The organism is Streptomyces sp. NP160, assembly GCF_006335115.1.
Classification (GTDB): Bacteria; Actinomycetota; Actinomycetes; order Actinomycetales; family Quadrisphaeraceae; genus Quadrisphaera.
Genome location: NZ_VDMJ01000044.1, coordinates 1 through 23,856, shown reverse-complemented (window position 1 = coordinate 23,856; position 23,856 = coordinate 1). Strand labels below are relative to the sequence as shown.

The following is a 23,856-nucleotide window of genomic DNA, read 5'->3' as shown; positions in this document are numbered from 1 at the left end:
GCCCATGATCACGGTCGGAGGGTGCTTCGGAGGTCCATGATCACGGGTGGGAGGGAGGGGGACCCCCTACCTCGGGAGGGGGTCGGCAGCCCTCGCACGGTGACGGATCGGGCCTGCAGGAGGGCGCGCCGGCGGCCCCGCGCCGCCTAGCGTCGACGCTGTGATCGAAGCCCGGAACCTCGTCAAGCGCTACGGCGCCAAGACCGCCGTCAACGACCTCAGCTTCACCGTCACGCCCGGCCACGTCACCGGCTTCCTGGGGCCCAACGGCGCGGGCAAGTCGACCACCATGCGCATGGTGGTCGGCCTGGACCGGCCCACCAGCGGCACCGCCACCGTCGGCGGCAAGCCGTACGCCGAGCACCGCACCCCCCTGGCCGAGGTGGGCACGCTGCTGGAGGCCAAGGCCGTGCACAAGGGCCGCAGCGCCCACGACCACCTGCTCGCCCTCGCGCAGAGCCAGGGCATCGGCCGCCGGCGGGTCGCCGAGGTCATCGACCTGGTCGGCCTGCACGACGTCGCCCGCAAGCGCGCCGGCGGCTTCTCCCTCGGCATGGGCCAGCGGCTCGGCATCGCCTCGGCGCTGCTGGGAGACCCGGCCACGATCATCCTCGACGAGCCCGTCAACGGCCTCGACCCCGACGGCGTGCTGTGGATCCGCACGCTGCTGCGCGGCCTGGCCGCCGAGGGCCGCACCGTGTTCGTCAGCTCCCACCTCATGAGCGAGATGGCGCTGACCGCCGAGCGCCTCGTCATCGTGGGCCGCGGCCGGCTGCTGGCCGACACCACCGTCGACGACCTCATCGCCTCCGCCACCGACCGCCCCGTGGTCGTCCGCTCCCCGCAGGCCGGCGAGCTGGGCCGGCTGCTCGTCAGCGCCGGCGCCAGCGTCACCGACGTCGAGGTGGGGGAGCTGTCCGTCACCGGCACCACCGCCGAGCGGATCGGCCAGGTGGCCGCCGAGCGCGGCATCGTCCTGCACGAGCTGCACACCGAGAAGGCGTCGCTGGAGCAGGTCTACATGGCCCTCACCCGCGACTCCCGCGAGTACACCACCGACGACGAGCCCCAGCGGGCCGACCAGCAGCAGGAGGTCGCAGCATGACCACCGACACGAGCAGGACGACGACGCGCGAGCAGGGCGCCGTCCCCGCCGCGCGCGGGCACCGCTCGGACCACCGGGCCGCGAGCGGCAGCGCGCCCTCCGGCGCCACGCTGCCCCGCGCCGTGCTCGCCGAGTGGACCAAGCTGCGGTCGCTGCGCTCGACGTGGTGGACGCTGCTCATCGCGCTCGCGCTGGCCATCGGCTTCGCCGCGCTCATCGCCGCGGTGATCTCCAACCCCGAGAACGCCCAGCCGCGCGGCGGACCCGGCGCGAACGGACTGGCCGACCCGGTGGCCGCGGCTCTGGGGGCCACCGGCTTCTCCGCGCTCGTGCTGGGCGTGCTCGGCGCGCTCGTGGCCTCGGGGGAGTACGCCACCGGCTCGATCTCCTCCAGCCTCATGGCGCTCCCGCGCCGCTGGCCGCTGGTGGTGGCCAAGACGTCGGTGCTCCTGGCGGTGCTGGTGCCCTTCACCCTGGTGCTCTCGCTGGGCGCGCTGTGGATCGCGCAGGTGGTCTACGGCGACGCGGCCACCATCGACTGGACCGCGGGCGAGACGGTCTCCGCCGTGCTCGGCAACTGCGCCTACCTCGTGGCGGTCGCGCTCTTCGGCCTCGGCCTGGGCCTGCTGCTGCGGGCGACCGCGGGCGCCATCACCTTCCTCGTGGCGGTGGTGTTCGTGGCCCCGCCGCTGCTGCAGCTGGTCACCTGGGACTGGGTGGAGGCGATCGCGCACCGCTTCCCCGACGTCGCTGCGGCCTCGCTGCAGTCGACCACGGGCACCGGCGTGCTGTCCGACGTGGCCGCCTGGCTGACGCTGCTCGGCTGGGCCGTCGTGCCGGTCGCGCTGGGCGCGGTGGCGCTGCAGCGCCGCGACGCCTGAGCCCTTCCGGGAGCCCGGCATCGACCTGCGCACCGCCTCCGCCGCCCACCCCCGTCTGCGCGACGCGGGGTGGGCGGCGGTGCTGCTGCTCCCGCTCGTCCCCGACGCCTACCTCAGCTCGGGCCCGCACGCCGTGCCCGCCGTGCTGGTGTGCGCGCTGCCGCTGTGGTGGCACCGGCGGGCGCCCCTGGCCGCGCTGCTGGTCACCTGCCTCCTCGTGGCCCCGGCCTGGGGCGCCCTGGGCGGCCGTCCGGCCTTCCCGGCGGTGCTGGTGCTGGCCGGCGTGGTCTCCCTGGCGCTGCACCGGCGCGGCGCGCAGCTGCGGGTGGGCGTGGTGGCCGCCGTCGCCGTCGTCCTCGTCCTGGCCGCCACCGACCGGCTGGCCCGCGGCGGCGGCGCACCACCCACCTCCGTGTGGGCCGCGCCGGTGGTGGTCGGCCCGATGCTCGCCGCCGCCGTGTTCCTGGGCACCACCCTGCGGGCCCGTCGCGAGCAGGTGCGCCTGCTGCGCGAGCGCGCGGAGCAGCTGCGGGCCGAGCGCGACCAGCGCGCGCAGATCGCCGTGGCCGCCGAGCGCGCCCGCATCGCCCACGAGCTCCACGACGTGGTCGCGCACGCCCTCACCGTGGTGGTGCGCCTCGGCGACGGCATGACCGCCCGCGCCCGCCGCGACCCCGCCGCCCCGCCGGACGCGCGCGCCCTGGACGCCATGACCACCACCTCCCGCCAGGCGCTCGCGGAGATGCGCCGCCTGCTCGGCGTGCTGGAGCAGCCGGCCCGCGGTGAGGCCGCCTCCGGTGACCGGGTGCCGCTGCCGGGAGCCGAGGAGGACGACGACGGCCTGGACGCCGTGGTCGCCGCGGTCCGCGCCGCGGGCGTGCCCGTGCGGCTCACCCGCAGCGGCCCGCAGGACGGCTGGAGCCGCGCCACGCGTCTGGCCGTGCACCGCATCGTCACCGGAGCGCTGACCAACGTGCTGGACCACGCCGGCCTGGGGGTGCGGGCGGAGGTGGCCGTGAGCTGCGACGGCCGGTCGGTGGAGGTGGTGGTGGACGACGACGGCGTGGGCGTCGGCGTGGCACCCACCGGAGCCGGCGGTGGCGGGCCGGGGCCGGGGCGGGGGCGCGGCCTGCCGGGCATGCGCGAGCGGGCCGAGGCCTTCGGAGGGACCTTCACCGCCGGACCGCGGGCGACCGGCGGGTGGCGCGTGCGCGCGGTGCTGCCGCTGCAGCCGGGCGAGCAGGGGCAGGCTGGTGCGCTGTGAGCGAGGGGGAGCGCGTGCTGCGCGTGCTGCTGGTCGACGACCAGGCGCTGGTCCGGCTCGGGTTCCGCATGCTGCTGGAGTCGGCGGGTCCCGAGGAGGGCCTGGAGGTGGTGGGGGAGGCCGGCGACGGCGCCGCTGCCGTGCGCATGGTGGCCGCCCTGCAGCCCGACGTGGTGCTCATGGACGTGCGCATGCCCGGCTTGGACGGCATCGAGGCGACCCGGCGGATCGTGGAGTCCGGGTCTGCGGCGCGGGTGCTGGTGCTCACCACCTTCGACCTCGACGAGCTGGCCTTCGCCGCGCTGCGCGCCGGGGCCAGCGGGTTCCTGCTCAAGGACGCCCAGCCCGACGAGCTGGTCCGCGCCCTGCACGCGGTGGCCGCCGGTGACGCGGTGCTGACGCCGCGGCTGACCCGCCACCTGCTGCGCCTGGCCGAGGAGCGGCTGCGGGGCGGCGCTCCACCGGACGCCGCGCCCGGCGCCGCGGCGCGTCCCGAGCAGGCGCAGCTGGAGCAGCTCACGCCGCGCGAGCGCGACGTGCTCGCGGAGGTGGCCCGGGGGCTGTCGAACGCCGAGATCGCTGCGCGGCTGGTGCTCTCGGAGCCCACGGTCAAGGGCCACGTGGGCCGCCTGCTGGCCAAGCTGGGGCTGCGCGACAGGGTGCAGGTGGTGGTGTGGGCCTACCGCGCCGGCGTGGTCACCCCCGACGACCCCACCCCCTCCCCGTGACCACGGGGGGACGGGGGAGCGGTGGGGCTGGTCCGGGGCCCGGACAGGGGCGCGCGTAGCGTCGTGGCCCGTGTCCGCGCTGCTCGTCGTCGTCGTCTCCGCTGAGGGCCGAGCGCCCGCCGTCGTCGGGGTCGACGAGCCGGTGGTGGCGGCCGACGACCTCGGCCTGACCCGCGGTGACGGCTGCTTCGAGGGGCTGCGGCTCGTGCGCGGCGCCGCCGGTGCTCCCGGCGCCGTCACCGTCCCCAACCTGGAGGCGCACCTCGCGCGGCTGCAGCGCTCAGCGCGCTCGCTCGACCTCCCCGACGACCCCGCCCCGTGGGCGCGGGCACTGGACGCGGCCGCACAGCAGTGGGCCGAGGGCCACCCCGAGCACCACGAGGCCGCGGTCAAGCTGTCCGTGACCCGCGGCCGTCCGGCACCCGCCGGCGAGGCGCCGCAGCCGACCGTGCTGGTCACGGTGAGCGCGCTGGACGCCGGGTCGTCGCGGGCCCGTCGCGACGGGGTCTCGGTGGCGTCGATGACGCGCGGCTACGGGCCCGAGGCCTTCGCCGGTGCGCCGTGGCTGCTCGGCGGGGTCAAGACGCTCTCCTACGCCGTCCACACCGCGGCCCAGCGCGAGGCGGCCCGCCGCGGCGCCGACGACGCGCTGTTCACCGCCGCCGACGGGTCGCTGCTCGAGGCGCCGACCGCGTCGGTGCTGTGGGTGCCCGGGCCCGGCGAGCTGCGCACCGTGGCGCAGGGCGACAACGGCATCCTCGGCAGCACCACCCAGCACCTGCTCTTCGACCGCGCCCGCCGCGCGGGGTGGCGCGCGGAGGAGACCGACGGCACCCTCGCCGACCTGCGTGCGGCGCAGGTGGTGCTGCTGACGAGCGCCGTCCGCGGGCCGGTGCGGGTGGTGCGGCTGGACGGCGAGCCCGTCAGCCAGCACCCGGCCGCCGCCTCGCTCACGGCCGAGCTGCAGGAGCTGGCCGGCTTCTGACCCGCGGTGCAGGTCGACCCCCTCGACGGCTGGCGCTCCGGGCCGACCGGGTTGGATGGGGTGATGCCGCACCTGCTGCACCTCGACTCCTCCATCGGTCCCGCCTCCGGCCCCGGCGCCTCGCGGTCCCGCGAGATCACCGCGACCTTCGCCGCCGCCTGGCAGCAGGCCGGCCCGGACCGCACGGTGACCCACCGCGACCTCGTCGCCGAGCCGCTGCCGCACCTGCTCGACCCCGACCTGCACTGGGCGCCGGCCCTGCGCCCGGAGGGGGCCAGCCCCGACCCCGCCGCCGAGGCGCTGCAGGCCCGGCTGCTGGAGGAGCTGCTGGCCGCCGACGTGCTGCTCGTCGGCGCTCCGCTCTACAACTACTCCCTGCCGTCCACCCTGAAGGTGTGGCTCGACAACATCCACGTGCCGGGCACCACCACGCCGTTCCCCGGCCACGAGGCGCAGCCGCTGGCCGGGCGCACCGCCGTGGTCGTCACCAGCCGCGGCGGCACGTACGACCCGGGCACGCCCACGCAGGACTGGGACCACGCGGTCCCGCCGCTGAGGATCGTGCTGGGAGACGCCCTGGGCATGGACGTCCGCGTCATCACCACCAGCGCCACCCTGTCCGAGCACGTGGAGGCGCTGGCCGCCGGCGCCGAGCGCGCCAGGGCCGACCGCGCCGCTGCCCACGAGCAGGCGGCGGCCCTCGCGCGCGAGCTGGCCGGCGCGAACCTGTAGGATCCTTGCTCAGCCGCGCTCGCGCGGCGAGATGGTGGGCGTAGCTCAGCTGGTAGAGCGCCGCGTTGTGGTCGCGGATGTCGCGGGTTCAAGTCCCGTCGCTCACCCCACCGAACAGGCCCGGGCACCGCGCCCGGGCCTGTTCTGCGTCCGCGTCCCCCGCGTCGTGGGCAGTGGTCCTCGCCCGAGCGGGTGGTGCGCTCCAAGGTCGTGGGCAGTGCTGCCGATGGTCCTCGTGAAGGAGACGCACCGCACGGACGCGGACTTCGGAGGGAGCAAGACGTGCAGCAGCAGCCGGGCCCGGACCTCGTGGTCGAGCACACGCCCGACTCGAGCGTGATGGACCTCTTGAGGCGCGGGGTGCCGCTGTCGCTGCTGGTCGACCTCTCGCTGCCCGACGGCCCGGACTCCGAGGAGATCCTCGCCGACGAGCGCTGGCCGGGCGAGGGCTCCTGGATCGACCGCTCCTGACCGGGGCCCGACCCCGCCCGAGCGGGCCCGCGCCTCAGCCCCGGGTGACGCGCTCGGCGACGGCCTTCGCCGTCGCCGAGTCGGGCCCGGGGTCCGGGACGAACACGGCGGCCCGGTAGTACTTCAGCTCCGTGATGGACTCGCGGATGTCCGCGAGTGCCCGGTGGCCGCCGTTCTTGGCGGGAGCCGAGAAGTAGGCGCGGGGGTACCAGCGCCGCGCCAGCTCCTTGACGGAGCTGACGTCGATGATCCGGTAGTGCAGGTGCTCGTCGAGCTCGGGCATGTCCCGGGCGAGGAACCCGCGGTCGGTGCCGACGGAGTTGCCCGCCAGCGGCGCCTTGCGCGGCTCGGGCACGAAGCGGCGCACGTACTCCAGGACGAGGCGGTTGGCCTCCTCCAGCGTGACGCCGTCGGCCAGCTCGTCCAGCAGACCCGACGTCGTGTGCATCGTGCGGACCACGTCGCGCATCTGCGCGAGGGCCTCGTCCGAGGGCTTGATGACGACGTCGATGCCCTCGTCGAGGACCTCGAGGTCGGAGTCCGTGACGAGCACGGCCACCTCGACCAGGGCGTCGACGCCGAGGTCCAGGCCCGTCATCTCGCAGTCGATCCAGACGATGCGCTCGGCCGAGGGGCTCACCACCGGCGTCACTGTAGTGACTGCCCGGCCCGTCGCAGGGCCGTGGGGCCCGCGCGCGGCTAGCGTGGTCGGCTGTGGAGCCCGCCCCCGCCGTCGTCCTCCGGGGTGAGGGTGAGCCGCACCTGCACCTGCCCCAGCGGCGGGCGCGCCGCACCGGGGTCGGCCGCGTGCTCGTGCGGATCGCGCTCGTCGTCGTCATCGCCGGCTGCGGGCTGCTCACGGTGCTGCTGGTGGCCAGCGACACCGGCATCACCGGCTTCGGGGTGGGCGCGGTGCTCGCGCTGCTGCCCGTGGTGCCGGTGGTCGCGGCCATCCTGTGGCTGGACAGGTACGAGCACGAGCCGCCGGGCCAGCTGGTGTTCGCCTTCGCCTGGGGCGCCTTCGTGGCGACCTTCGTCTCGCTGGTGCTCAACACCTCCTCGATGGAGCTGATCCGCGCCGCCGGGGGGAACCCCGACTCCGCGGCCGTGCTCGTGGCGCCGTTCGTGGAGGAGACCACCAAGGGGCTGGCGGTGCTGCTGCTGTGGCTGTTCCGGCGCCGCGAGTTCGACGGCGTGGTGGACGGCATCGTCTACGCGGCCCTCGCCGGGGTCGGCTTCGCGTTCGTGGAGAACGTGCTCTACCTCGGCCGCAGCTTCTCCGAGGACGGCGGCGGGGTCACCGCGGTGACGTTCGTGGTGCGCTGCCTGTTCAGCCCGTTCGCGCACCCGCTGTTCACCGCGGCCATCGGCGTGGGCATCGGGGTGGCGGCCTCCCGGCGCAACCCCGTGCTGCGGGTCTTCGCCCCGCTGCTGGGCTGGTGCGTGGCGGTGGCGCTGCACGCGCTGTGGAACCTCACCGCCTCCCAGGGGCTGCAGGGCTTCATCGGCACCTACGTGGCGCTGCAGGTGCCGATCTTCGTCGTCGCCGTCGCCGTGGCCGTGGTGGCCCGCACCCGGGAGGGGCGCGTGCTGCGCCGGCACCTGGCCGGGTACGCGCAGGCGGGGTGGATCACGCCGGCGGAGGCGCGGATGCTGTCCTCGCTGTCCGAGCGCTCGCGGGCCCGCGACTGGGCCGGGCGGGCGCTCGGCCCGCAGGCCAAGGGCGCCATGCGCGACTTCCAGGAGCTGGCCAGCGAGGTGTCCTTCCTGCGCGACCGCATGGAGCGCGGGACCGCGCCCGCCGGCGCGCCGGAGGCGGAGCTCGCCGGTCTGCAGTCGATGTGGCGGCTGCGCCGCGCCTTCGTGCCCGCGGGCGCCTGAGCCGGACGGCACCGGACCACGACGACGACGGCGGTGCGCGCGGCGCCGCGGCCGTGTGACCAAGGCCTCCCGCGACGTCGGGGTCCCACCCCTCCACGGGGCCGGGCCCGGCTCTAGCCTGCGGGACCGGCTGCAGGGGCGCCGAGCCCCCCACCACCTCCGCGGGCCGCCGGTGAGGGGAGACCGACGTGGCAGTCCGCCAGGACCTCAGCGCGCAGGAGGCCGCCGTGGTGCGGGCCTTCGTGAACCGCACCACGGCTGCGTGGATGGGGCTGGCCGCAGCGGCCCGCGCCGACAGCACCGGCACCGCCGCCCAGTCCACCGGTGAGATGGAGCCGCGCTGCGCCGAGGCGCTGGTGCTCTCCCTGGACCGGTTCGTCACCGACCAGGCCGGCCCCGTGGACGGCGCCACCGCAGCGGGGGAGCTGGCACTGGTGGCCGCCGCCGTCATGAGCCCCGCAGGCCGCTTCGTCGCCGACGCCGACGGGCGCTACGTGGCCGACAGCGCCGTGCTCGGGCTGCTGCCCGGGGAGTCCGTCCGGTCCCTGCGGATGGACCTCGTCGGGCGGCTCGCCACGCGCGTGCTGGCCGAGGTCGAGGAGCTGCAGGCGGCCACCGCCCGCTGAACGCCCCGCCCCGCGGCGGGTCGGACCGTCAGCGCCTCAGGCGCTGACGGTCCACAGGTCGCGCGCCGCGCGCCACACCGGCAGCCACGAGCCGCCCTCGGTGACCAGCGCGGCCAGGGCCAGCGGCTGTGTCAGGCGCAGGTGCAGCAGCACCACGCACGTCGCGAGCAGGGCCGCCCGGCCGCAGGAGGGCGTCGCCCCCGCCGGCGTGCGCACCCGGAACGCCGCCGTGCCGGCGTCGAGGTCGAGGACGACGCCGACGCCAGCGTCGTCCAGCAGCGCGTCGATGCCGCGCGACAGCGCGGTGACGCCCTCGCGCGCGCCCGGCGTCGTCGTCGTGGGCAGCGCCGCGAGGGGCACGGCGTAGCGGCCGAGCAGGTCGCCGGCGAGCACCGCAGCCAGGGCCACGGAGGCGCGCCAGTCGGTGGTGCCCGCGCGCAGGTGGGGGAAGGCGGTCTCCACCAGCTCGCCCAGGCTCGCGCGCAGGCGCTCCGGAACGGCCTCCCCGGCCTGGCCGGGGAGCTGCCCGTAGCGGGCGGCCTCCACGAGCTGCGCCTGCACCTCGCGCGCCACGACCTCGGGGCTGCGGCGCTGGGGCCGGCCGGTCGGCGCGGACCGGGGGAAGGACGGGGCGTCGCCCGCGCGCGGCGCCGGGACGCCGGCCGGGGCGCTCGGGGCGGGAAGGAGGGCGGACGGCGCAGCGCCCGCCGCCCCCCGGCCGGTGGCCGTGGGGGGAGGAGCGGTGAGCGTCGTCAGGGGCACCCTCCGAGGCTAGGCGGCGGGGGCGCCGCAGCGCGGTTCTGAGGGCGCGACGCGCCGCAGCCGACCTGCTGCCGACCTGCAGGAGGACGCGACAGCGCCCCGCAGCCGGTCGGGCTGCGGGGCGCTGCGGCGGTGCGGGGTGGGCCAGGGTCAGGCGTCGCTCCGCTCGGAGGAGGCGTCCACGTCGAAGGAGCCGTCGCGCTGCTGCTCGGCCGGGGCGCCCGTGGCGTCGGTGGCCGTGGTGTCACCGGCGGCCGCCGGGTCGGTGCTCGTGGTGGAGCCGGCGGCGGCACCGGCGGCACCACCCGCTGCGGCGCCCGTGCCAGCGGCGGCGCCCGTCCTGGAGCGGGCCGCGCGGCGGGCGGGGGTGCGCGGCGACGTGCCCGAGGAGCTGGCGCGGCCGCCGCGGCCGCTGCCCCGGGTGCGGGCCGCGGCGTCGTCGGCCTTCTGCTCGAGGCTGTCGGCGGCGTCCGCGATGCGGTCGGTGGCCTTCTCGGCGACGTCGGCGGCCTTGGCGGCCAGCCCGCCCCCGCGCCCGGCGGTGCGGGTGGCCCCGGTGCCCTCGACGGCGCCGTCCTCGGTCTCCTCGCCCTTGGTGGGCCCACCGGACTTCTTCGCCTTCTTCGACGCGGCGCGCAGAGCGTCGTTGTGGTCGCGCTCGGCCTTCTCGGCGTCCTTGCCCACCGCCTCGGCGTGCTTGGCGGCGATCTTCAGCTGCTCCTTGAGCGACTCGACGCCCTTGCGGGACGCGGCGACGTCGCGGTCGGCGAGCTCCAGCTGCGCGCGGGCGGCGCGCCGCACGGCCTTGGCGGCCTTGCGGACCTGCTTGGCCTCCTCGACCTTGCGGGCGAGGGTCTCGCGCTGGTCACCGGCGTCGTGCGCGGCGCGGGCGGCGCGCTCCAGGGCGACGCGCGTGAAGTCGGCGCGACCCGCGGCCCTGTCCGGTGCCGGGGTCGAGGCCGCGGCGTCAGCGGTGCTCTGGCGGTCGGTGCTCTCGGGCGCGCTCGTGCGCCCACGGGTGTTCTCAGCCACCTCGCCAGTCTCGGACGGGTGATCACCGGTCGCCACCCGGACCGGTGCCGGGGGACGTCCCCAGGCCGGGGGCCCCTGCAGCCCGCAGGATGGGGGCATGACCACCTGGCTCATCACCGGCTGCTCGACCGGCCTGGGGCGCGCCCTCGCCTCCGCCGTCCTCCAGAGGGGGTGGAACGCGGTCGTCACCGCCCGCGACCCCGAGACCGTCCGCGACCTCGTCGAGGCGCACCCTGAGACGGCGCTCGCGGCGGCCCTCGACGTCACGGACGCGGCGCAGGTGCGGTCCGCCGTCGACGCCGCCGTCGAGCGGTTCGGCGCTGTGGACGTGCTGGTCAACAACGCCGGGTACGGCTACCGGTCGGCCGTGGAGGAGGGCGACGACGACGACGTGCGCGCCCTGTTCGACACCAACGTGCACGGCGCCGTCGCCATGACCAAGGCGGTGCTGCCGGGCATGCGCCAGCGCCGCAGCGGTGCGGTCGTCAACATCTCCTCCATCGGCGCGCAGCTGTGCCCGCCCGGCTCGGGCTACTACGCGGCGTCCAAGCTGGCGCTCGAGGGCATCACCGGCTCGCTGCGCGCCGAGCTCGCGCCGCTGGGCATCACCGCGGTGGCCGTGGAGCCGGGCGGCTTCCGCACCGACTTCGCCGGCAGGTCGCTGACCGGGACGTCCACGGTCATCGACGACTACGCCCAGACCGTCGACGCGCGCCGCAAGGAGAACGACAGGGTCCACGGCACGCAGCCGGGAGACCCGGACCTCGCCGCACGCGCGATCATCGACGCGGTCACCTCGCCCGAGCCGCCCGCGCTGCTGCTGCTGGGCAGCGACGCGCTCGAGGCCGCGCGCGGGATCAACGAGGCCCGCCGCCGCGAGCTGGAGTCGTGGGCCGCGGTCTCCACCAGCACGGACGTCCGCGAGGACTGACGCGCCGGCGTGCGCTCGGACTGCGGTCGGGCGGCGTTCCGGGCGGCCGCCACCGCTTACGATCGTCACGTGGTGGTGGTCAACCGGGTGGCGCGCGCCGTGGTGCTGCTCGCCCTCGTGTGGTCGCTGGGCAGCCTGCTCGCCGCGGTCAACTGGCACAGCAACTTCACGGCGCTGCAGGGCAGCGGCGACAGCGGGTCCGAGTTCGTCCTGCACGCCCAGGAGCGCTGGCAGCACTGGGTGGACATGACCCTCATCGGTGTCGTGGTGGCGGTGCTCGCCCTGGTCGGCGCCCTGTGGCCGCTGGTGCGCGCCGTCGGGCAGCGCGCCGAGCGCGGCGCCGAGGACCACGCCGGGAGCGCGACGGAGATCGACCTGCGCGGGCGCGACGGCTTCGGCGGCGGCTCGGAGGAGGTCCGCCGGCAGGCGGAGAAGCGCGATGCCGTCTGAGGAGCCCGTCGAGCACCTCGTGCGGCAGGGCCGCGGCGCGCGGGTGCTGCGCTGGCTGGTCGTGGGGTTCGGCACGTACAACGTGCTGGTGCACGCCGTGGAGGGGCGGTTCTGGCTGGCCCTCGCCTGGGCCGCCGTGACCGGCGCGCTGCTCGCCGTGCAGCTGGCCCCCCGCCGGCTCGGGACGCGCGTCGAGGGCGACGGCCTGCGCGTGGGCAGCGGCACCCGGTGGGGCCGCCTCATCACCTGGGACCAGGTGGAGCGCCTGCGCCCGCAGGGCCCCTACGACAGGGCGAGCGCCCTGGTCCTGCGGGACGGCCACCGCCTGCTCCTGCTGCGGGGGATGGACGCCGCCGCCGTGCGCGCGCTCGCCTCCTCCCGCGGCCTGCCCCTGGAGGAGCCGGGGCAGCGGCGTCTCCCGGCCCGGCCCCGCGGAGCCGGCTCCGGTGGCGCACCCGTGGCGGCTCCGCCGCCGGGTGGGGCCCCCGCCGGTCCCGTCGACCCCCTGGACGACGGTCCCCTCGACGGTCCGTTCCGCGCGTCGCGCCGCTCCGGCTGACCCTCAGTCGAGGTCGACCGGCAGCGCCGGGTCGCGGTGGTGGTCCAGGGCCCGCCGCAGCTGGCGCTCGGTCACCCGCCCCGGTGACAGCGGCGGCAGAGCGTCCAGGGGGAACCACCCGACGTCGAGCGTCTCCAGCTCCTGCGCCGGCCTGACGTCGCCGGTGGCCCGGCACAGGAAGAACAGCTTGAACACCGCCACCGGCAGCGGCGGGGTGTGGCCCTGCACGTCACGCTCCCAGCAGGCGAAGAGCTTGACCACCTCGGCTTCGTAGCCGCTCTCCTCCCGCACCTCGCGCAGCACCGCGGTGCGCGGGGTGTCGAGCGGGTCGGCCCAGCCGCCGGGAGGGCACCACATGCCGTCGGAGCGCTCCTGCATGAGCAGCACGCGCTCGTCGTCGTCGAAGAGCACGCCGCGCACGTCGACCTTGGGGGTGGCGTACCCGCTGTCGCGCCCCAGCTCGAGGTGCAGGTCGTCCGCGGGGCGGTCCGTCAGGACGGCGAAGAGCTCCGCGGCCAGCCGGTTCGCCTGCGCGTAGCGCACCTGGTCGTAGCGGTCCTGCGCGAACGTGGCGCCGTCCTGGGAGAGGGCCGCCAGCTCCACGGCCACCCGGCGCACCCGCTCCGCCGCGTCGGTCGCCCGGTCGCTGCTGGCCGACGGGATCTCCACGCCGCCACCGTACGGGCGCGGACCGGGCGGGGTGTGACGCCGGGCGCACCGTCCCGCCGGGCAGGCAGAACTCGCCGGCGACGCCCGGTGCGGGGCTGCGGGAGCACTTCTGCGTGCTGGGCGGGACACCTGCGCCGGCCGTGGTGCTCACACTCCGTGGCGGTCACCCAGCGTGGCGCACGCGTGTGACGGGTGGTGCTCAGGAGACGATGCGGGCGTGCTTGCGCCTGAGCTGACCCTGGCCGACGTCGTCCCGGGGAGGCCGCTCGAGGCCCTCCTGCGCACCCTGCGCCCGAACGCCGACGGCTCCCTCGCCGTCCTCGTGGGCCTCACCGAGCACCCCCATCCCGCCGTGCGCGCCTCCCTCGCCCAGCGCCTCCCGCTGCTGCCCCACGGCGCCGCCGGACCGGCGCCCGAGCTGGTCAGCGCCCTCGCCCGGCTCGTCGGCGACGACGACGCCGGCGTGCGGGAGGCCGCCTGCTTCGCCCTGGCCACGATGTGGCGCGACCACGACGCCCCCGGCCTGTGCGACGCCCTCGCCGCCCGCCTGGAGGAGGACGACGACGAGGAGGTCCGCGACGAGGCGCTGCTGGGGCTGGCGCACCGCCGAGACCCGCGGGCCCTCGCCGCCGTCGGTGCTGCGCTGGCCCGCGCCGACGGGCCCGTCTCCCGCCTCGTGCTGGAGGCCGCGGGCGCGCTCGGCGACCCCTGCCTCCACGACGCCGTGCGCACCCACGCGGAGGCGTGGCTGGCCGACTCCGGCGCCGACCCGGCGGACCTGGACGTCGTCGAGGCCGTGGTGCGCCTGACCGACCCGGACGGCGTCGGCGACGACCTCCTCGACGGGGTGGCGGACCTGTGCCGCGCTCGCGCTCACGCCCGCCCCGCCGGCCGGTCGGTGGCCGCCTGGGAGCAGCTCGACGCCGTGCTCGACGTGTCTCCCCACCGCGCCCGGCAGGTCCTCGAGGACGTGGCGGCGCGTCTGCACGGCGACCCCGCGGCGCTGCACCACCTGCGCCACAGCTCGGCGCTCGGACAGCTGGCCGCCGCTGCGCCCGGCGTCTGAGCGCGCGTCGGTAGCGTCGGCCGCGTGCAGAGCGCCCCGCCGTCAGCGTCCCCGTCGTCCGCCGCCGCCGTGGTCTTCGACATCGGCGGGGTGCTGTCGGCTCCCGAGGGCGCGGTGCCCGCGGTGGCGGCGGCGCTCGACCTGCCGGTCGAGGTGGTCGGTGCGGCGTACTGGCCCTCGCGCGACGCCTACGACGCCGGCGGTGCCCTGGCGGACTACTGGGACGCCGTCGGGACCGGGCTCGGGCTCGACCTCAGCGACCGGGCCGCGGAGCTGGACGCCCTGGACGCGGAGCGCTGGGCCCGCACGGGCCCCGAGGCGGACGCGCTGCTGGCCGAGGTGGTCCCGGCGGTCCGGGAGCGGGGGATGAAGCTGGCCGTGCTGTCCAACGCCCCGGCGTCGCTGGAGGGCGTGGTGCGCGCGTCGGCGTGGTCGCAGCCCTTCGACGTGCTGGTCTTCTCGGCCGCCCTCGGCGTGGCCAAGCCGGACCCGGCGGTCTACGAGGCCGTGGAGCGGGCGCTCGACCTGCCCGGCGACCAGCTGGTCTTCTTCGACGACCGGCCCGTCAACGTCGAGGCCGCCCGCGCCCGCGGCTGGCGCGCCCACGTCTGGCAGGGCGCCGACGGCGCGCGCCAGCACCTCCTCGACGAGGGTGTCCTCAGCGGCTGACCCGCTGCGGCACCACGAGCGGCCACCGCGTCGTGGGGGCGTGGGCATCCGGAGCGCGGCGGCGGGCGTCGTCGTCCTGGTGTCCCTGCTGGCCGGGTGCGGCGCACCGGACGGGGAGCCGGCGGAGGAGCCGGAGCCGGCGTCGACGGTCGCCCCGGTGCCGGCGGCCGCGGGCGGCTGGGAGCCGACGAGCGGCGCTCCGCTGGAGCCGCGCGGCGCAGCGCTGCCGGTGTGGACCGGGGACGGCTCCTGCTGCTCGGCGGGTCCCGCGTCGACGAGCAGCAACCGCCCTGCCCACCGGCGGCGAGCTGCGCCGGCGTGGAGCCGACCCGGTTCGACGACGGCGCCGCGTGGGACCCGGCCACCGGCCGCTGGAGCCACCTCGTGGACCCGACCGGCGCGGACAGCCACCTGTCGCAGGACGGCGACGGCGCGGTGTGGTCGGGGACCTCGGTGTTCACGCGCGGGCAGCGGACCACGCCGGACCTCGCGCTCGGCACCACCAGCACGGCTGACGGATGGGTCTGGCGCGGTCTCGGCGCCGCGCCGCCGCGGTCCTGACTGAGGCATCCCGCGCGTCGCGGCAGGTCGCGGCTCCGCCGGTGCGCATCCTGGGGGACCAGCACCGCCCGCCACGACGCCTGGAGCCCCATGAGCACGCCGCAGCGCGCGGGCCCCGCCCCGCGGCCCGCGCGGCAGCGGGTGGCCGCCGTCGACGTCGTGCGGGGGCTGCTCCTGGTGGCGATCGTGCTGAGCGGCAGCCTGCTGGAGCCGCCCGCGTGGTTCGACCACGCGCCCTGGACGGGCGTGCACCCGCTGGACCTGCTGTTCCCCTCCTTCGTGCTGCTCATGGGCGTGGGTCTGGGCTTCGCGAGCGCGGGGGGCGTGCACCTGGCGCGGCTGCCCCGGCGGGTGCTGGTGCTGCTGGCGGCCGGGCTCGCCTACAACGCCGCCGTCCAGTGGGCCCGCGCGGGAGGGGTCGAGCTCGACCAGCTGCGGTGGACCGGGGTGCTGCAGCTGTTCGCGCTGCTGGCGCTCGTCATCACCGTGGTGCACCTCGTGGTGCGGGGCTGGGTGGCCTGGACCGCCGTCGCGCTGGCCTTCGCCGCCGGGCACACCGTGCTGGTGGCGGGCTGGGCCGCGGGGTGTCCCGGCGGGGAGGTGACGCCGGAGTGCAACCCCTCCCTCGGCATCGACCCCGCCGTCGTGCCGGCGCAGCACCTGTACTGGCAGATGGCTGCCGGCCACGACCCGGAAGGGCTCGTCGCCCTGCTCGGGGCGTGCGCCACCACCGCCGCCGGCGTCGCCGCGGCTCACGCCCTGCGCGGCCGTGGCGGCAGCTCGGGGACGGTGCCCGCCGCGGGGCGGCTCGTGGTGGTCGCCGCGGTCCTGGCCGGGGGCGCGCTGGTGGCGTCCCTGTGGGTGCCCGCCGCGAAGCGGCTGTGGACGGCGCCCTTCGGCCTGTCCGTCGCCGCCGGCGCCATCGCGCTGGTGGCGGCGGTGCACCTGCTCGTCGACGCGCCGTGGGTCGAGCGCCGACCAGTGCGGGGCCCCGCGCTCCCGGCGACCCGCGCCGGAGGACCCCGGCACCGGGCCGGCCGGTCGAGACCTGGTGCACCGGCGGTCGCGGTGGCCGCTGCGGCAGCCGTCCTCCGGGCGCTCCGGGAGCCCTTCGTGGCGCTGGGGCGCAACAGCCTGCTCGTCTACGTGGGCAGCGAGGTGCTCGCCGCCGTCCTCCTGCTGCGCCCGCTGCGCCCGGACCCGGCGGCGGAGCCGAGCCACGCGCAGGCGCTCGCCGAGCACCTCGCCTGGCTGGGCGGTCCGCAGGTCGGGCTCAGCGCCGCGCTGCTCGCGGGCTGGTGGGCGCTCGCGCTGCTGCTGCACCGGCGCCGGTGGTACCTGCGCGCCTGAGGGTCAGGCCCCGCCGTCGTCGTCGGCAGGAGCGGTGTCGTAGCGGCGGTACATCGCCGCCATCCCGCCGCTGGTGTCCAGGCTCCTCAGCAGCGCGTCGGCGATGCCCGTGAGCTGGTCGAGCTGCTGCGGGCTGAGGACGTCGACGACGTGCTCGCGCACCGCCCGCACGTGACCCGGCGCCGCCTGCTCGATCCGCTCGAGGCCGCCGTCGGTGAGCGCGGCGACGGTGGCGCGGCCGTCGTCGGTGGCGGGCCGGCGCTGGACGAGACCGCGGGCCTCCATCCGCTTCACCACGTGGGAGAGGCGGGGGAGGGTGGCGCTGGTCTGCGCGGCCAGCTCGCTCATGCGCAGGGCGCGACCGGGTGCCTCGGACAGCATCGCGAGCACGAAGTACTCGAAGAGAGTGACGTCGGCGTCGCGGCGCAGCTGGCTGTCGAGCGTGCCGGGCAGCACCTCCAGGAGGGCGGCCACGCGCACCCAGGCGGCGAGCTGGGTCCTGTCGAGCCAGGGGACGTCCACAGGGACATGGTGCCGCTGATTACTTGTCGCTTCAACTTCTCAGTGCTAGCGTCACCCCGGAAGTTGAAGCGACAACCATGTGGAGGAGCCCCGTGGAACCGGTCGTCCTGCGCCGCGGCAGCACCGCTGGCGCCGACCCGTCCGCGCCGCTCGTGGTGCTGCTCCACGGTCGCGGCGCCACCGAGGCCGACGTCATCGGCCTCGCCGACCACCTGCCCTCCGGCCCGGGCGCTCCCGAGTGCGTGGCGCTGCGCGCCCCCATCGCCGAGGGCGGCGGCTTCGCGTGGTTCGCCAACGCCGGCACCGGCCGCCCGCTGCCCGACTCCCTCGCGGCCTCGACCGCCTGGTTCCGCGCGTGGCTCGACGCCGAGGCTCCTCTCGACGTCGCAGACCCGCGCCAGGTGCTGCTCGTCGGGTTCAGCGGGGGAGCGACCTTCGCCGGCGGCGCGCTGCTGGCCGACCCGGCCCGGTACGTCGGACTCGCCACCCTCTTCGCCACGCTGCCCTTCGACGCGGGGGTGCCCACCACGCCCGGCCACCTCGCCGGCGTCCCGGTCTTCGTCGCCCAGGGCGACGCCGACACGGTCATCCCGCCCGAGCTCCAGCGCCGCACCTGGAGCTACCTCCACGAGGACTCCGGCGCCGACCTCACCGCCGTGCGCACGCCCGGTGGCCACGGCCTGACCGCCGACGTCGTCGTCGCCCTCCACCGCTGGACCGCCGCCGTGCTGCAGGGGAGCCTCGCCTGATGGACCTCGGACTCTCCGGCCGCGTCGCCGTCGTCACCGCCGCCTCCAAGGGGCTGGGCCGCGCCAGCGCGCTGGCCCTGGCCGCGGAGGGCGCGCGCGTGCTCGTCTCCGCCCGGACCGCCGACCTCCTCGACGAGGTGGTCGGCGAGGTCACCGCCTCCGGCGGCGAGGCGATCGCGGTGCCCGCTGACATGACCGACCCCGCCGCGCCGCAGCGCCTGGTCGACGCGGCGCTGGAGCGGTGGGGCCGCCTCGACGCGGTGGTCGGCAACGCCGGAGGTCCGCCCTCCGGGCGGGCCCTGGACGTCGACGACGACGCGCTGCTCGCCGCCTTCCAGGCCAACGCCCTGGCGTCGGTCCGGCTGGCCCGAGCGGCCGTGCCGCCCATGGCCGAGCGCGGCTGGGGGCGGGTCGTGTTCATCGCGTCGGCCAGCGTCAAGCAGCCCATCCCCGACCTCGCGCTGTCCAACACCGCGCGGACCGCGCTGTGGGCGTGGACCAAGACGGCGGCCGCCGACGTCGCCGCCCGCGGCGTGACGATCAACATCGCCGCGCCGGGCCTGCACGCCACCGACCGGCTCCTCGAGCGCGGCGTGCCCGCCGGCGCGCGCACCGGGACGCCGGAGGACTTCGGGAAGGTCGTCGCCTTCCTCTGCTCCGAGCCCGCCGCCTTCGTCAACGGCACCGCCGTGGCCGTGGACGGCGGAGCCACCCTCGGCCTGCTCTGACCCCGTCCGGAGGTGGCCCGCCGCCCATGACCACCGACGACCGTCCGTGATCATGGACGTCGGCCACCCTCCACCGCTCGTCGACGTCCCGGAGGACCCGCCATGACCAGCCCCACCCCGTCAGGCGCCAGCGAGCTGCTGCTCCCGGGCGCCACCGCGATGGACGCCGTCACGCTGCACGTGGCCGACCTGCCCGGCATGGCCGCGTACTACCGCGACGCGCTCGGCCTGGTGGAGCTCGACGGCGCGGCGGCGCGCACCGCTGTCGACCTGGCCACCCCGGGCGCCGCCGGCGCGCAGCACGCCGTGCTCGGGCGGGGGACCGCGCCGCTCGTCGTCCTCGTGCACACCCCGGGGCTGCCGGCGCCGAAGCGCGGCGAGGCGGGGCTGTTCCACACCGCGCTGCTCTTCCCCGACCGCGCCGGGCTCGCCGACGCCGTCGCGCGCGCCGCCCAGCACCCCCGGTCGCGCTACGTCGGCTCCGCCGACCACCTCGTGTCCAACGCGTTCTACTTCACCGACCCCGAGGACAACGGCATCGAGCTGTACTGGGACCGACCGCGCGAGCAGTGGGACTGGCGGGCCGGCCGCGTGGTCATGGACAACGCCCCGCTCGACCCGAACACCTTCCTGCGCGAGCACGTCTCCGCACCTCTCGACCAGCCCGCGCGCGGCGACGCCGAGGTCGGCCACGTGCACCTCAAGGTCGGCGACGTCGAGACCGCCCGTGCCTTCTACGTGGACGCCCTCGGCTTCGAGGTGACCGCGCAGTGGCACGGCGCGCTGTTCGTGGCCGCCGGCGGCTACCACCACCACATGGCCATGAACACGTGGTCGAGCCGCGGCGCCGGCGCCCGCGCCGCGACGCTCGGGCTGGGGCAGGTCTCGCTGGTGCTGCCGGCGCGCTCCGACCTCGACGCCCTGGCCGACCGGCTGCGCGCGGCGCGGGTGGACGTCCGCGACGACGGGCGCACGCTGCGCTTCGAGGACCCGTGGAAGAGCCTGCTCGAGGTCAGCGCCGCCGCCTGACCGCGCCGCTCCGCGCTGGGCGGATCCACGCCACTCCCTGGATGGCACGGGGCAGCCGGTCAGGAGGCCCGGCGCAGGCGCTCGGGCACGACGGCCTCGCGGGGAGCGGTCGGCGTGAAGGCGTACGAGTCCACCCCCAGCCCGCGCAGCACCGCCTGCTCGACGGGCGAGTGCCCGCCGGGTCCGGAGCCAGCGGGCCGGTCGAAGCGCATCGGCTCGGCCAGCGCGATCGGCGGGTTGGTGATGAGCCGCTGCGCGCGCAGCACGTTCTGCGACGTCGCGTGCAGCGTGAACGGGTGCATGAGCACCACGTCGCCGGCCTTCCCCGTCACCTCGGTGAACTCGCGGCAGCGGCTGATGAGCGGCGTCTCCTGCAGCTCGGTCGGCAGCAGTCCCTCGGGGTGCTCGGCGAGGTGACGCGCCACCACGCCGACCGAGTCGGTCGCCACGAACGTGCCGCCGCCGGTGGAGAGCACGTCGGTCCACAGCACGATCGTCAGCAGCCCCTGCTCGGGGGAGTCGAGGAAGTGCCGGAAGAAGTCGCCGTCCTTGTGCCACCCCGGCACCTGCGGTGTCGGCGGGTCGAACGGCCGGTCGGCGCCGACGCCCAGGTTGGCGATGAAGCCGTCGCCCCACTCCCACGGCAGGTCCACGCGCGGGTCGGAGGGTGTGTGGCCGAGCAGCTGCAGCGCCGCCGCGTGCGCCCGGGGCGCCAGCTGCGCCGCGTCGACCCGCTGCTCGGTCGGCAGGTGCACGCGCGGCCGCGTCCACGTGCCCGGGTCGTCGGGGTCCACGCCGAGGCGCTGCCACCCCCGCGACACCCAGCCCGGGGGCTGGCTCGCGGGGTCGAAGGCGCCCTCGACGACGACGACGCCGGTGGCCAGGAACTCCTCGACCTGCTCCGCCGAGAGGGGGTTCTCGCTCATGGTGGTGCTCCGTGGTGGTGCGTCTGCGGGCTGCCGGGGTGCTCCAGCAGCGGGGACTCGGGAGGCGGGAGCCTCGCCGTCGGTCAGCCCTTGAACGCGCCGTCCATGATCCCGGACACCATCTGGCGGCCGAAGAACGCGAACAGCACGAGCAGGGGCACGGTCACGAGGAAGGAGCCGGCCATCGCCAGGCCCAGGTCCACCGTGAGGTTGGACTGCAGCGCCTTGATGGCGATCTGCGCGGTGTAGACCTCCGGCGACTTCAGCACGATGAAGGGCCACAGGAAGTCGTTCCAGGCGTTGACGAAGCCCAGCAGCCCGAGCACGAACGCCGCGGGCCGCACGATGGGAAAGGCGATCTTCGAGAAGATCTGCCAGCTGCTGGCGCCGTCCACGCGGGCGGCCTGCAGCAGCTGGTCGTCGATGGTCGCCGAGATGTGCTGGCGCATCCAGAAGATGCCGAACGCGCTGACGAGCCCGGGCACGACGAGCGCCTGCAGGGAGTCGACCCACCCCAGCTGCGCGATGACCATGTACTGCGGGATCACGGACAGCGACGCCGGCACGGTCATGGTCAGCACCAGCAGCAGGAACAGCGCGTCGCGCCCCTTGAACGCCAGCTTGGCGAAGGCGAACCCCGCCAGGGCGCACAGGAACGCCTGCCCCACGGCGATCAGCCCGGCCACCACGAGGCTGTTGAACAGCGACCGCAGGAACGGGATGGTGTCGAAGACCAGCTGCGTCACGACGAGCAGCCGGCCGCCCGGCACGACGCGCGGCGGCATCTCGGCGGCGGCCTCGGTACCGGCGGAGGCCACGACGAACATCCAGTACAGCGGGAACAGGCACGCCAGCACGGCCAGGGTGAGGACGGCGTAGGTGTACCAGCGCACCCGCCCCACCTGCCGCGAGCGCGCCACCCTGTCGAGGCGCGGCTCCCGCCGTCGTCCTGGGCCCCTGGACCGCCCGGCGGTCGACGAGCGGTCCGGAGCGTCCACGAGCTGGGCCATCAGGCACGCCTCCCCACACGGCTGGACAGCAGGTAGTTGACGAGCGCGACCACCACGATGATCGCGAACAGGGCCACGCCGATGGCGGAGCCGTAGCCGAAGTTGAAGACGCCGAAGCCCTGCTCGAACTGGAACAGCGAGAGGGTCTGGCACTGCCGCTCCGCACCGCAGGTGGTGCCCGAGGTGGGCTGCAGCAGCAGCGGCTCGGTGAAGATCTGCAGCCCGCCGATGGTCGAGGTGATGACCGTGAAGATGATCACGGGGCGCAGGGAGGGCAGCGTGATGTTGAAGAACTGCTTCACCTCACCGGCGCCGTCCACGGAGGCGGCCTCGTACAGGTCGCGCGGCACGGCCTGCAGGGAGGCCAGGTAGAGCAGCGTCGTGTACCCGAACCAGCGCCAGGTCACCATGACGGCGATGAGCACGTGGCTGCCCAGCACGGTGTTCTTGAAGTCGATGTGCTCGAACCCCAGCAGGCCGATGACGAAGTTCAGCAGGCCGTAGTCGCGGTCGAAGAGCTGCGCGAAGACGATCGTCGTGGCCGCCACCGAGGTGATGTACGGGACGAGCATCGACATCCGCCAGAAGTTCGCCCACCGCAGCCGCGCCTTGTTGAGCACCTGCGCCAGCACCAGGGCGATGACCAGCTGCGGGACCGTCGACAGGATCCAGATGCTGAAGGTGTTGCGCAGCGCGTTCCAGAACCGCGGGTCCTCACCGAGCCGGACGAAGTTGTCCAGCCCCACGAACGTGCGCTCACCGATGGGGTTCCAGTCGAACAGCGCCACCACGAAGGTGAACAGCAGCGGGAAGAGCCCGAAGACCGCGAACAGCAGGTAGAACGGCGCGACGTAGCCGTACGGCGCCAGGCGCTCCCAGCGGCTCTCGACGGGCGTGGTGGCGGTGGTGCCGCGCGTGGCGCGCGACGCCTGCGGGGTGAGGGTGGCGCTCACAGGTCGCCCACCACGATCTCGACGTTGCGCACGCCCTTGGCCCACGCCTGCGCCGGGTCGGCGGCGCTCAGCTCGACGGCCTTGATGGCGTTCTGCAGCTCGGTGCCGATCTCGGCCGTGTACCGGCCGACGGGGAACGGGGTGATGTCGAGCACCGCCTTCGTGAAGATCGCGCCGGTGGGCGCGTCGGAGAAGTAGGGGTCGGTGGAGCCGGTCAGCTCGGGCCTGGAGTAGTTCTCCGGCGTGGTGGGCAGCGAGCCCGCGTCGATGAAGTGCTGCAGCTGGCTGGCGGGTGACTGCACGCTGCGCACGTACTCCCAGGCCGCCTCCTTGCGCTCGGCCGCAGCGGGGATGGCCAGGTAGCTGCCGCCCCAGTTGCCGATGCCGTTGGGGATGGTGGCCAGGTCCCACTGGCCCTCGAGGTCGGGCGCCTGGGACTTGATCGTGCCGAGCATCCAGCTGGGGGAGCAGGTGACGGCGAACGCGCCGCGGCCGATGCCGGCGTTCCAGGCGCTGCCGAAGGAGTCCACCCGCGCGGAGATGCCGGCCTCGAGCGCGTCGAGCGACCAGTCGAAGGCCTGCCTGACCTGCGGGTTGGTGTAGGCGTAGTTCCCGTCGTCGTCGTAGAACTGCTCGGTGACCTGCCCGAGCGCCTGGTAGAAGACCGAGGTGGCGGCGTTGTCGACGAACGGGTTCCCGGTGGCCTCCACGTAGCGGCGGCCGGTCTCGATGAAGCTCGGCCAGTCCGGCCACAGGGCGCTGACCTCGTCGCGGTCGGTGGGCAGCCCCGCCGCGGCGAAGAGGTCCTTGCGGTAGGCGACGGCCAGCCCGCCGACGTCGGTGGGGATGCCGATCACCTGGCCGCCCCGCGTGGTCGCCTGCGCGATGACCCAGTCGAGGTAGGGCGCGCCGACGCCGTCGCCGCCCAGGCGCCGGTAGTCGACGAAGTTGTCCGGGGACAGGGCGAACTTGGGCAGGTCGGCGGCCTGGACGAGGGCGAGGTCGGGCACCTTGCCGCCGGCGATGGCGGTGGTGAGCGCCTGCGCGGTCTCCTGGGAGCTGCCGACCTCGGTGAGCTTGATGGTCACGCCGGGGTTGGCGCTCATGTAGCGCTCGACGTCGGCCTTCTGCCCGATGCCGGTGAAGGACCAGAACGTGAAGTCGCGCGGGCCGGTCGGGGCCTGCGGAGAGCACGCGCTCGCGGTGGCCGCGGCGCC

General features: G+C 76.0%; 28 protein-coding genes and 1 tRNA gene. 20 read left to right on the top strand and 9 right to left on the bottom strand.

Going from position 1 to position 23,856, the window contains the following annotated elements; genetic code table 11:
* The first annotated feature begins 160 nt into the window (after window positions 1–160).
* The 8 genes from FHN55_RS19260 to FHN55_RS19225 all read left to right on the top strand — a co-directional run bounded on the left by FHN55_RS19260 (window position 161) and on the right by FHN55_RS19225 (window position 6,166).
* Window positions 161–1,105: an ATP-binding cassette domain-containing protein gene (locus FHN55_RS19260; RefSeq protein ID WP_139714029.1), complete on the top strand. Its 945-nt coding sequence runs from the start codon at window positions 161–163 to the stop codon at window positions 1,103–1,105.
* Window positions 1,102–1,986, top strand: coding sequence for an ABC transporter permease subunit (locus tag FHN55_RS19255; RefSeq protein ID WP_139714028.1), 885 nt, complete (start codon window positions 1,102–1,104; stop codon window positions 1,984–1,986). Before FHN55_RS19260 ends, FHN55_RS19255 begins: the two co-directional genes overlap by 4 nt.
* A gap of 79 nt (window positions 1,987–2,065) precedes the next feature.
* On the top strand, window positions 2,066–3,250 hold the full coding sequence (locus FHN55_RS19250; RefSeq protein WP_139714027.1) for a sensor histidine kinase: 1,185 nt from the start codon (window positions 2,066–2,068) through the stop codon (window positions 3,248–3,250).
* 14 nt (window positions 3,251–3,264) lie between these two features.
* Entirely contained in the window at window positions 3,265–3,978 is a 714-nt protein-coding gene (locus FHN55_RS19245) for a response regulator transcription factor (protein WP_139714130.1), read from the top strand.
* A gap of 70 nt (window positions 3,979–4,048) precedes the next feature.
* Window positions 4,049–4,963 carry an aminotransferase class IV gene (locus tag FHN55_RS19240; RefSeq protein WP_139714026.1) on the top strand — a complete coding sequence of 305 codons (915 nt, stop codon included), beginning with the start codon at window positions 4,049–4,051 and terminating at the stop codon, window positions 4,961–4,963.
* A gap of 63 nt (window positions 4,964–5,026) precedes the next feature.
* Window positions 5,027–5,695 (top strand): FMN-dependent NADH-azoreductase, encoded by a 669-nt coding sequence (locus FHN55_RS19235; protein WP_139714025.1) that lies wholly within the window; start codon window positions 5,027–5,029, stop codon window positions 5,693–5,695.
* 34 nt (window positions 5,696–5,729) lie between these two features.
* Window positions 5,730–5,805: transfer RNA gene (locus tag FHN55_RS19230), tRNA-His, on the top strand.
* 172 nt (window positions 5,806–5,977) lie between these two features.
* Window positions 5,978–6,166, top strand: a complete 189-nt coding sequence (locus tag FHN55_RS19225) for a hypothetical protein (protein WP_139714024.1) — start codon at window positions 5,978–5,980, stop codon at window positions 6,164–6,166.
* Between the two features lie 34 nt (window positions 6,167–6,200).
* On the opposite strand, the gene orn is transcribed toward FHN55_RS19225, so the two are convergent.
* Complete coding sequence (gene orn, locus FHN55_RS19220) at window positions 6,201–6,809, bottom strand: oligoribonuclease (RefSeq protein ID WP_257571133.1); 609 nt, start codon at window positions 6,807–6,809, stop codon at window positions 6,201–6,203.
* 71 nt (window positions 6,810–6,880) lie between these two features.
* Here orn and FHN55_RS19215 point away from each other — a divergent pair, with 71 nt between their 5' ends.
* Both FHN55_RS19215 and FHN55_RS19210 read left to right on the top strand, forming a co-directional pair.
* Window positions 6,881–8,047, top strand: coding sequence for a PrsW family intramembrane metalloprotease (locus FHN55_RS19215; RefSeq protein ID WP_139714023.1), 1,167 nt, complete (start codon window positions 6,881–6,883; stop codon window positions 8,045–8,047).
* A gap of 188 nt (window positions 8,048–8,235) precedes the next feature.
* Window positions 8,236–8,673, top strand: coding sequence for a hypothetical protein (locus tag FHN55_RS19210; RefSeq protein ID WP_139714022.1), 438 nt, complete (start codon window positions 8,236–8,238; stop codon window positions 8,671–8,673).
* A 36-nt stretch (window positions 8,674–8,709) separates the two neighbouring features.
* Here FHN55_RS19210 and FHN55_RS19205 read toward each other — a convergent pair whose 3' ends face one another.
* Entirely contained in the window at window positions 8,710–9,435 is a 726-nt protein-coding gene (locus FHN55_RS19205; protein WP_139714021.1) for a hypothetical protein, read from the bottom strand.
* Between the two features lie 150 nt (window positions 9,436–9,585).
* Window positions 9,586–10,467: a hypothetical protein gene (locus FHN55_RS19200; protein ID WP_139714020.1), complete on the bottom strand. Its 882-nt coding sequence runs from the start codon at window positions 10,465–10,467 to the stop codon at window positions 9,586–9,588.
* A gap of 97 nt (window positions 10,468–10,564) precedes the next feature.
* Between FHN55_RS19200 and FHN55_RS19195 the strand changes: the two genes are divergently transcribed.
* The 3 genes from FHN55_RS19195 (at window position 10,565) to FHN55_RS19185 (ending at window position 12,407) form a co-directional block, all read left to right on the top strand.
* Window positions 10,565–11,398, top strand: a complete 834-nt coding sequence (locus FHN55_RS19195; RefSeq protein WP_139714019.1) for an oxidoreductase — start codon at window positions 10,565–10,567, stop codon at window positions 11,396–11,398.
* 69 nt (window positions 11,399–11,467) lie between these two features.
* Window positions 11,468–11,848: a hypothetical protein gene (locus FHN55_RS19190; protein WP_139714018.1), complete on the top strand. Its 381-nt coding sequence runs from the start codon at window positions 11,468–11,470 to the stop codon at window positions 11,846–11,848.
* Window positions 11,838–12,407, top strand: a complete 570-nt coding sequence (locus tag FHN55_RS19185) for a hypothetical protein (protein WP_139714017.1) — start codon at window positions 11,838–11,840, stop codon at window positions 12,405–12,407. The genes FHN55_RS19190 and FHN55_RS19185 overlap by 11 nt, the downstream gene beginning before the upstream one ends.
* A 3-nt stretch (window positions 12,408–12,410) precedes the next feature.
* On the opposite strand, the gene FHN55_RS19180 is transcribed toward FHN55_RS19185, so the two are convergent.
* Window positions 12,411–13,076, bottom strand: a complete 666-nt coding sequence (locus FHN55_RS19180) for an NUDIX hydrolase N-terminal domain-containing protein (protein WP_218974832.1) — start codon at window positions 13,074–13,076, stop codon at window positions 12,411–12,413.
* 217 nt (window positions 13,077–13,293) lie between these two features.
* On the opposite strand from FHN55_RS19180, the gene FHN55_RS19175 reads away from it, so the two are divergent.
* The 4 genes from FHN55_RS19175 (at window position 13,294) to FHN55_RS19160 (ending at window position 16,722) form a co-directional block, all read left to right on the top strand.
* Window positions 13,294–14,142 (top strand): HEAT repeat domain-containing protein, encoded by an 849-nt coding sequence (locus FHN55_RS19175; protein WP_139714016.1) that lies wholly within the window; start codon window positions 13,294–13,296, stop codon window positions 14,140–14,142.
* A gap of 24 nt (window positions 14,143–14,166) precedes the next feature.
* Window positions 14,167–14,811: an HAD family phosphatase gene (locus tag FHN55_RS19170; RefSeq protein WP_139714015.1), complete on the top strand. Its 645-nt coding sequence runs from the start codon at window positions 14,167–14,169 to the stop codon at window positions 14,809–14,811.
* A gap of 96 nt (window positions 14,812–14,907) precedes the next feature.
* Complete coding sequence (locus FHN55_RS19165) at window positions 14,908–15,372, top strand: hypothetical protein (protein ID WP_139714014.1); 465 nt, start codon at window positions 14,908–14,910, stop codon at window positions 15,370–15,372.
* Window positions 15,373–15,462: 90 nt separating this feature from the next.
* On the top strand, window positions 15,463–16,722 hold the full coding sequence (locus FHN55_RS19160) for a heparan-alpha-glucosaminide N-acetyltransferase domain-containing protein (protein WP_139714013.1): 1,260 nt from the start codon (window positions 15,463–15,465) through the stop codon (window positions 16,720–16,722).
* A gap of 3 nt (window positions 16,723–16,725) precedes the next feature.
* Here FHN55_RS19160 and FHN55_RS19155 read toward each other — a convergent pair whose 3' ends face one another.
* Window positions 16,726–17,244 (bottom strand): MarR family winged helix-turn-helix transcriptional regulator, encoded by a 519-nt coding sequence (locus tag FHN55_RS19155; RefSeq protein WP_139714012.1) that lies wholly within the window; start codon window positions 17,242–17,244, stop codon window positions 16,726–16,728.
* Between the two features lie 92 nt (window positions 17,245–17,336).
* On the opposite strand from FHN55_RS19155, the gene FHN55_RS19150 reads away from it, so the two are divergent.
* From FHN55_RS19150 to FHN55_RS19140, 3 genes are all read left to right on the top strand, one after another.
* The gene (locus FHN55_RS19150) at window positions 17,337–17,993 is read left to right on the top strand and encodes an alpha/beta hydrolase (RefSeq protein WP_218974831.1); all 657 of its coding nucleotides are present in this window, start codon (window positions 17,337–17,339) and stop codon (window positions 17,991–17,993) included.
* The gene (locus FHN55_RS19145; protein ID WP_139714010.1) at window positions 17,993–18,721 is read left to right on the top strand and encodes an SDR family oxidoreductase; all 729 of its coding nucleotides are present in this window, start codon (window positions 17,993–17,995) and stop codon (window positions 18,719–18,721) included. The genes FHN55_RS19150 and FHN55_RS19145 overlap by 1 nt, the downstream gene beginning before the upstream one ends.
* Before the next feature lie 102 nt (window positions 18,722–18,823).
* On the top strand, window positions 18,824–19,750 hold the full coding sequence (locus FHN55_RS19140; RefSeq protein WP_139714009.1) for a VOC family protein: 927 nt from the start codon (window positions 18,824–18,826) through the stop codon (window positions 19,748–19,750).
* 59 nt (window positions 19,751–19,809) lie between these two features.
* Here FHN55_RS19140 and FHN55_RS19135 read toward each other — a convergent pair whose 3' ends face one another.
* From FHN55_RS19135 to FHN55_RS19120, 4 genes are all read right to left on the bottom strand, one after another.
* A complete protein-coding gene (locus FHN55_RS19135) occupies window positions 19,810–20,676 on the bottom strand; it encodes a hypothetical protein (protein WP_139714008.1) in 867 nt (288 codons plus the stop codon).
* 83 nt (window positions 20,677–20,759) lie between these two features.
* Window positions 20,760–21,686 carry a carbohydrate ABC transporter permease gene (locus FHN55_RS19130; protein ID WP_139714007.1) on the bottom strand — a complete coding sequence of 309 codons (927 nt, stop codon included), beginning with the start codon at window positions 21,684–21,686 and terminating at the stop codon, window positions 20,760–20,762.
* On the bottom strand, window positions 21,686–22,639 hold the full coding sequence (locus FHN55_RS19125) for a carbohydrate ABC transporter permease (RefSeq protein WP_139714006.1): 954 nt from the start codon (window positions 22,637–22,639) through the stop codon (window positions 21,686–21,688). Before FHN55_RS19125 ends, FHN55_RS19130 begins: the two co-directional genes overlap by 1 nt.
* A partial coding sequence (locus tag FHN55_RS19120) for an ABC transporter substrate-binding protein (RefSeq protein ID WP_139714005.1) occupies window positions 22,636–23,856 on the bottom strand: 1,221 nt, incomplete at its 5' end. The genes FHN55_RS19120 and FHN55_RS19125, both read right to left, overlap by 4 nt.

Excerpts from the sequence above, each read along its gene's own strand:
- FHN55_RS19135 (WP_139714008.1), bottom strand. The coding sequence starts at position 20,676 with ATGAGCGAGAACCCCCTCTCGGCGGAGCAGGTCGAGGAGTTCCTGGCC.
- FHN55_RS19195 (WP_139714019.1), top strand. The coding sequence starts at position 10,565 with ATGACCACCTGGCTCATCACCGGCTGCTCGACCGGCCTGGGGCGCGCC.
- FHN55_RS19140 (WP_139714009.1), top strand. The coding sequence starts at position 18,824 with ATGACCAGCCCCACCCCGTCAGGCGCCAGCGAGCTGCTGCTCCCGGGC.
- FHN55_RS19185 (WP_139714017.1), top strand. The coding sequence starts at position 11,838 with ATGCCGTCTGAGGAGCCCGTCGAGCACCTCGTGCGGCAGGGCCGCGGC.
- FHN55_RS19160 (WP_139714013.1), top strand. The coding sequence starts at position 15,463 with ATGAGCACGCCGCAGCGCGCGGGCCCCGCCCCGCGGCCCGCGCGGCAG.
- FHN55_RS19255 (WP_139714028.1), top strand. The coding sequence starts at position 1,102 with ATGACCACCGACACGAGCAGGACGACGACGCGCGAGCAGGGCGCCGTC.
- FHN55_RS19235 (WP_139714025.1), top strand. The coding sequence starts at position 5,027 with ATGCCGCACCTGCTGCACCTCGACTCCTCCATCGGTCCCGCCTCCGGC.
- FHN55_RS19145 (WP_139714010.1), top strand. The coding sequence starts at position 17,993 with ATGGACCTCGGACTCTCCGGCCGCGTCGCCGTCGTCACCGCCGCCTCC.
- FHN55_RS19130 (WP_139714007.1), bottom strand. The coding sequence starts at position 21,686 with ATGGCCCAGCTCGTGGACGCTCCGGACCGCTCGTCGACCGCCGGGCGG.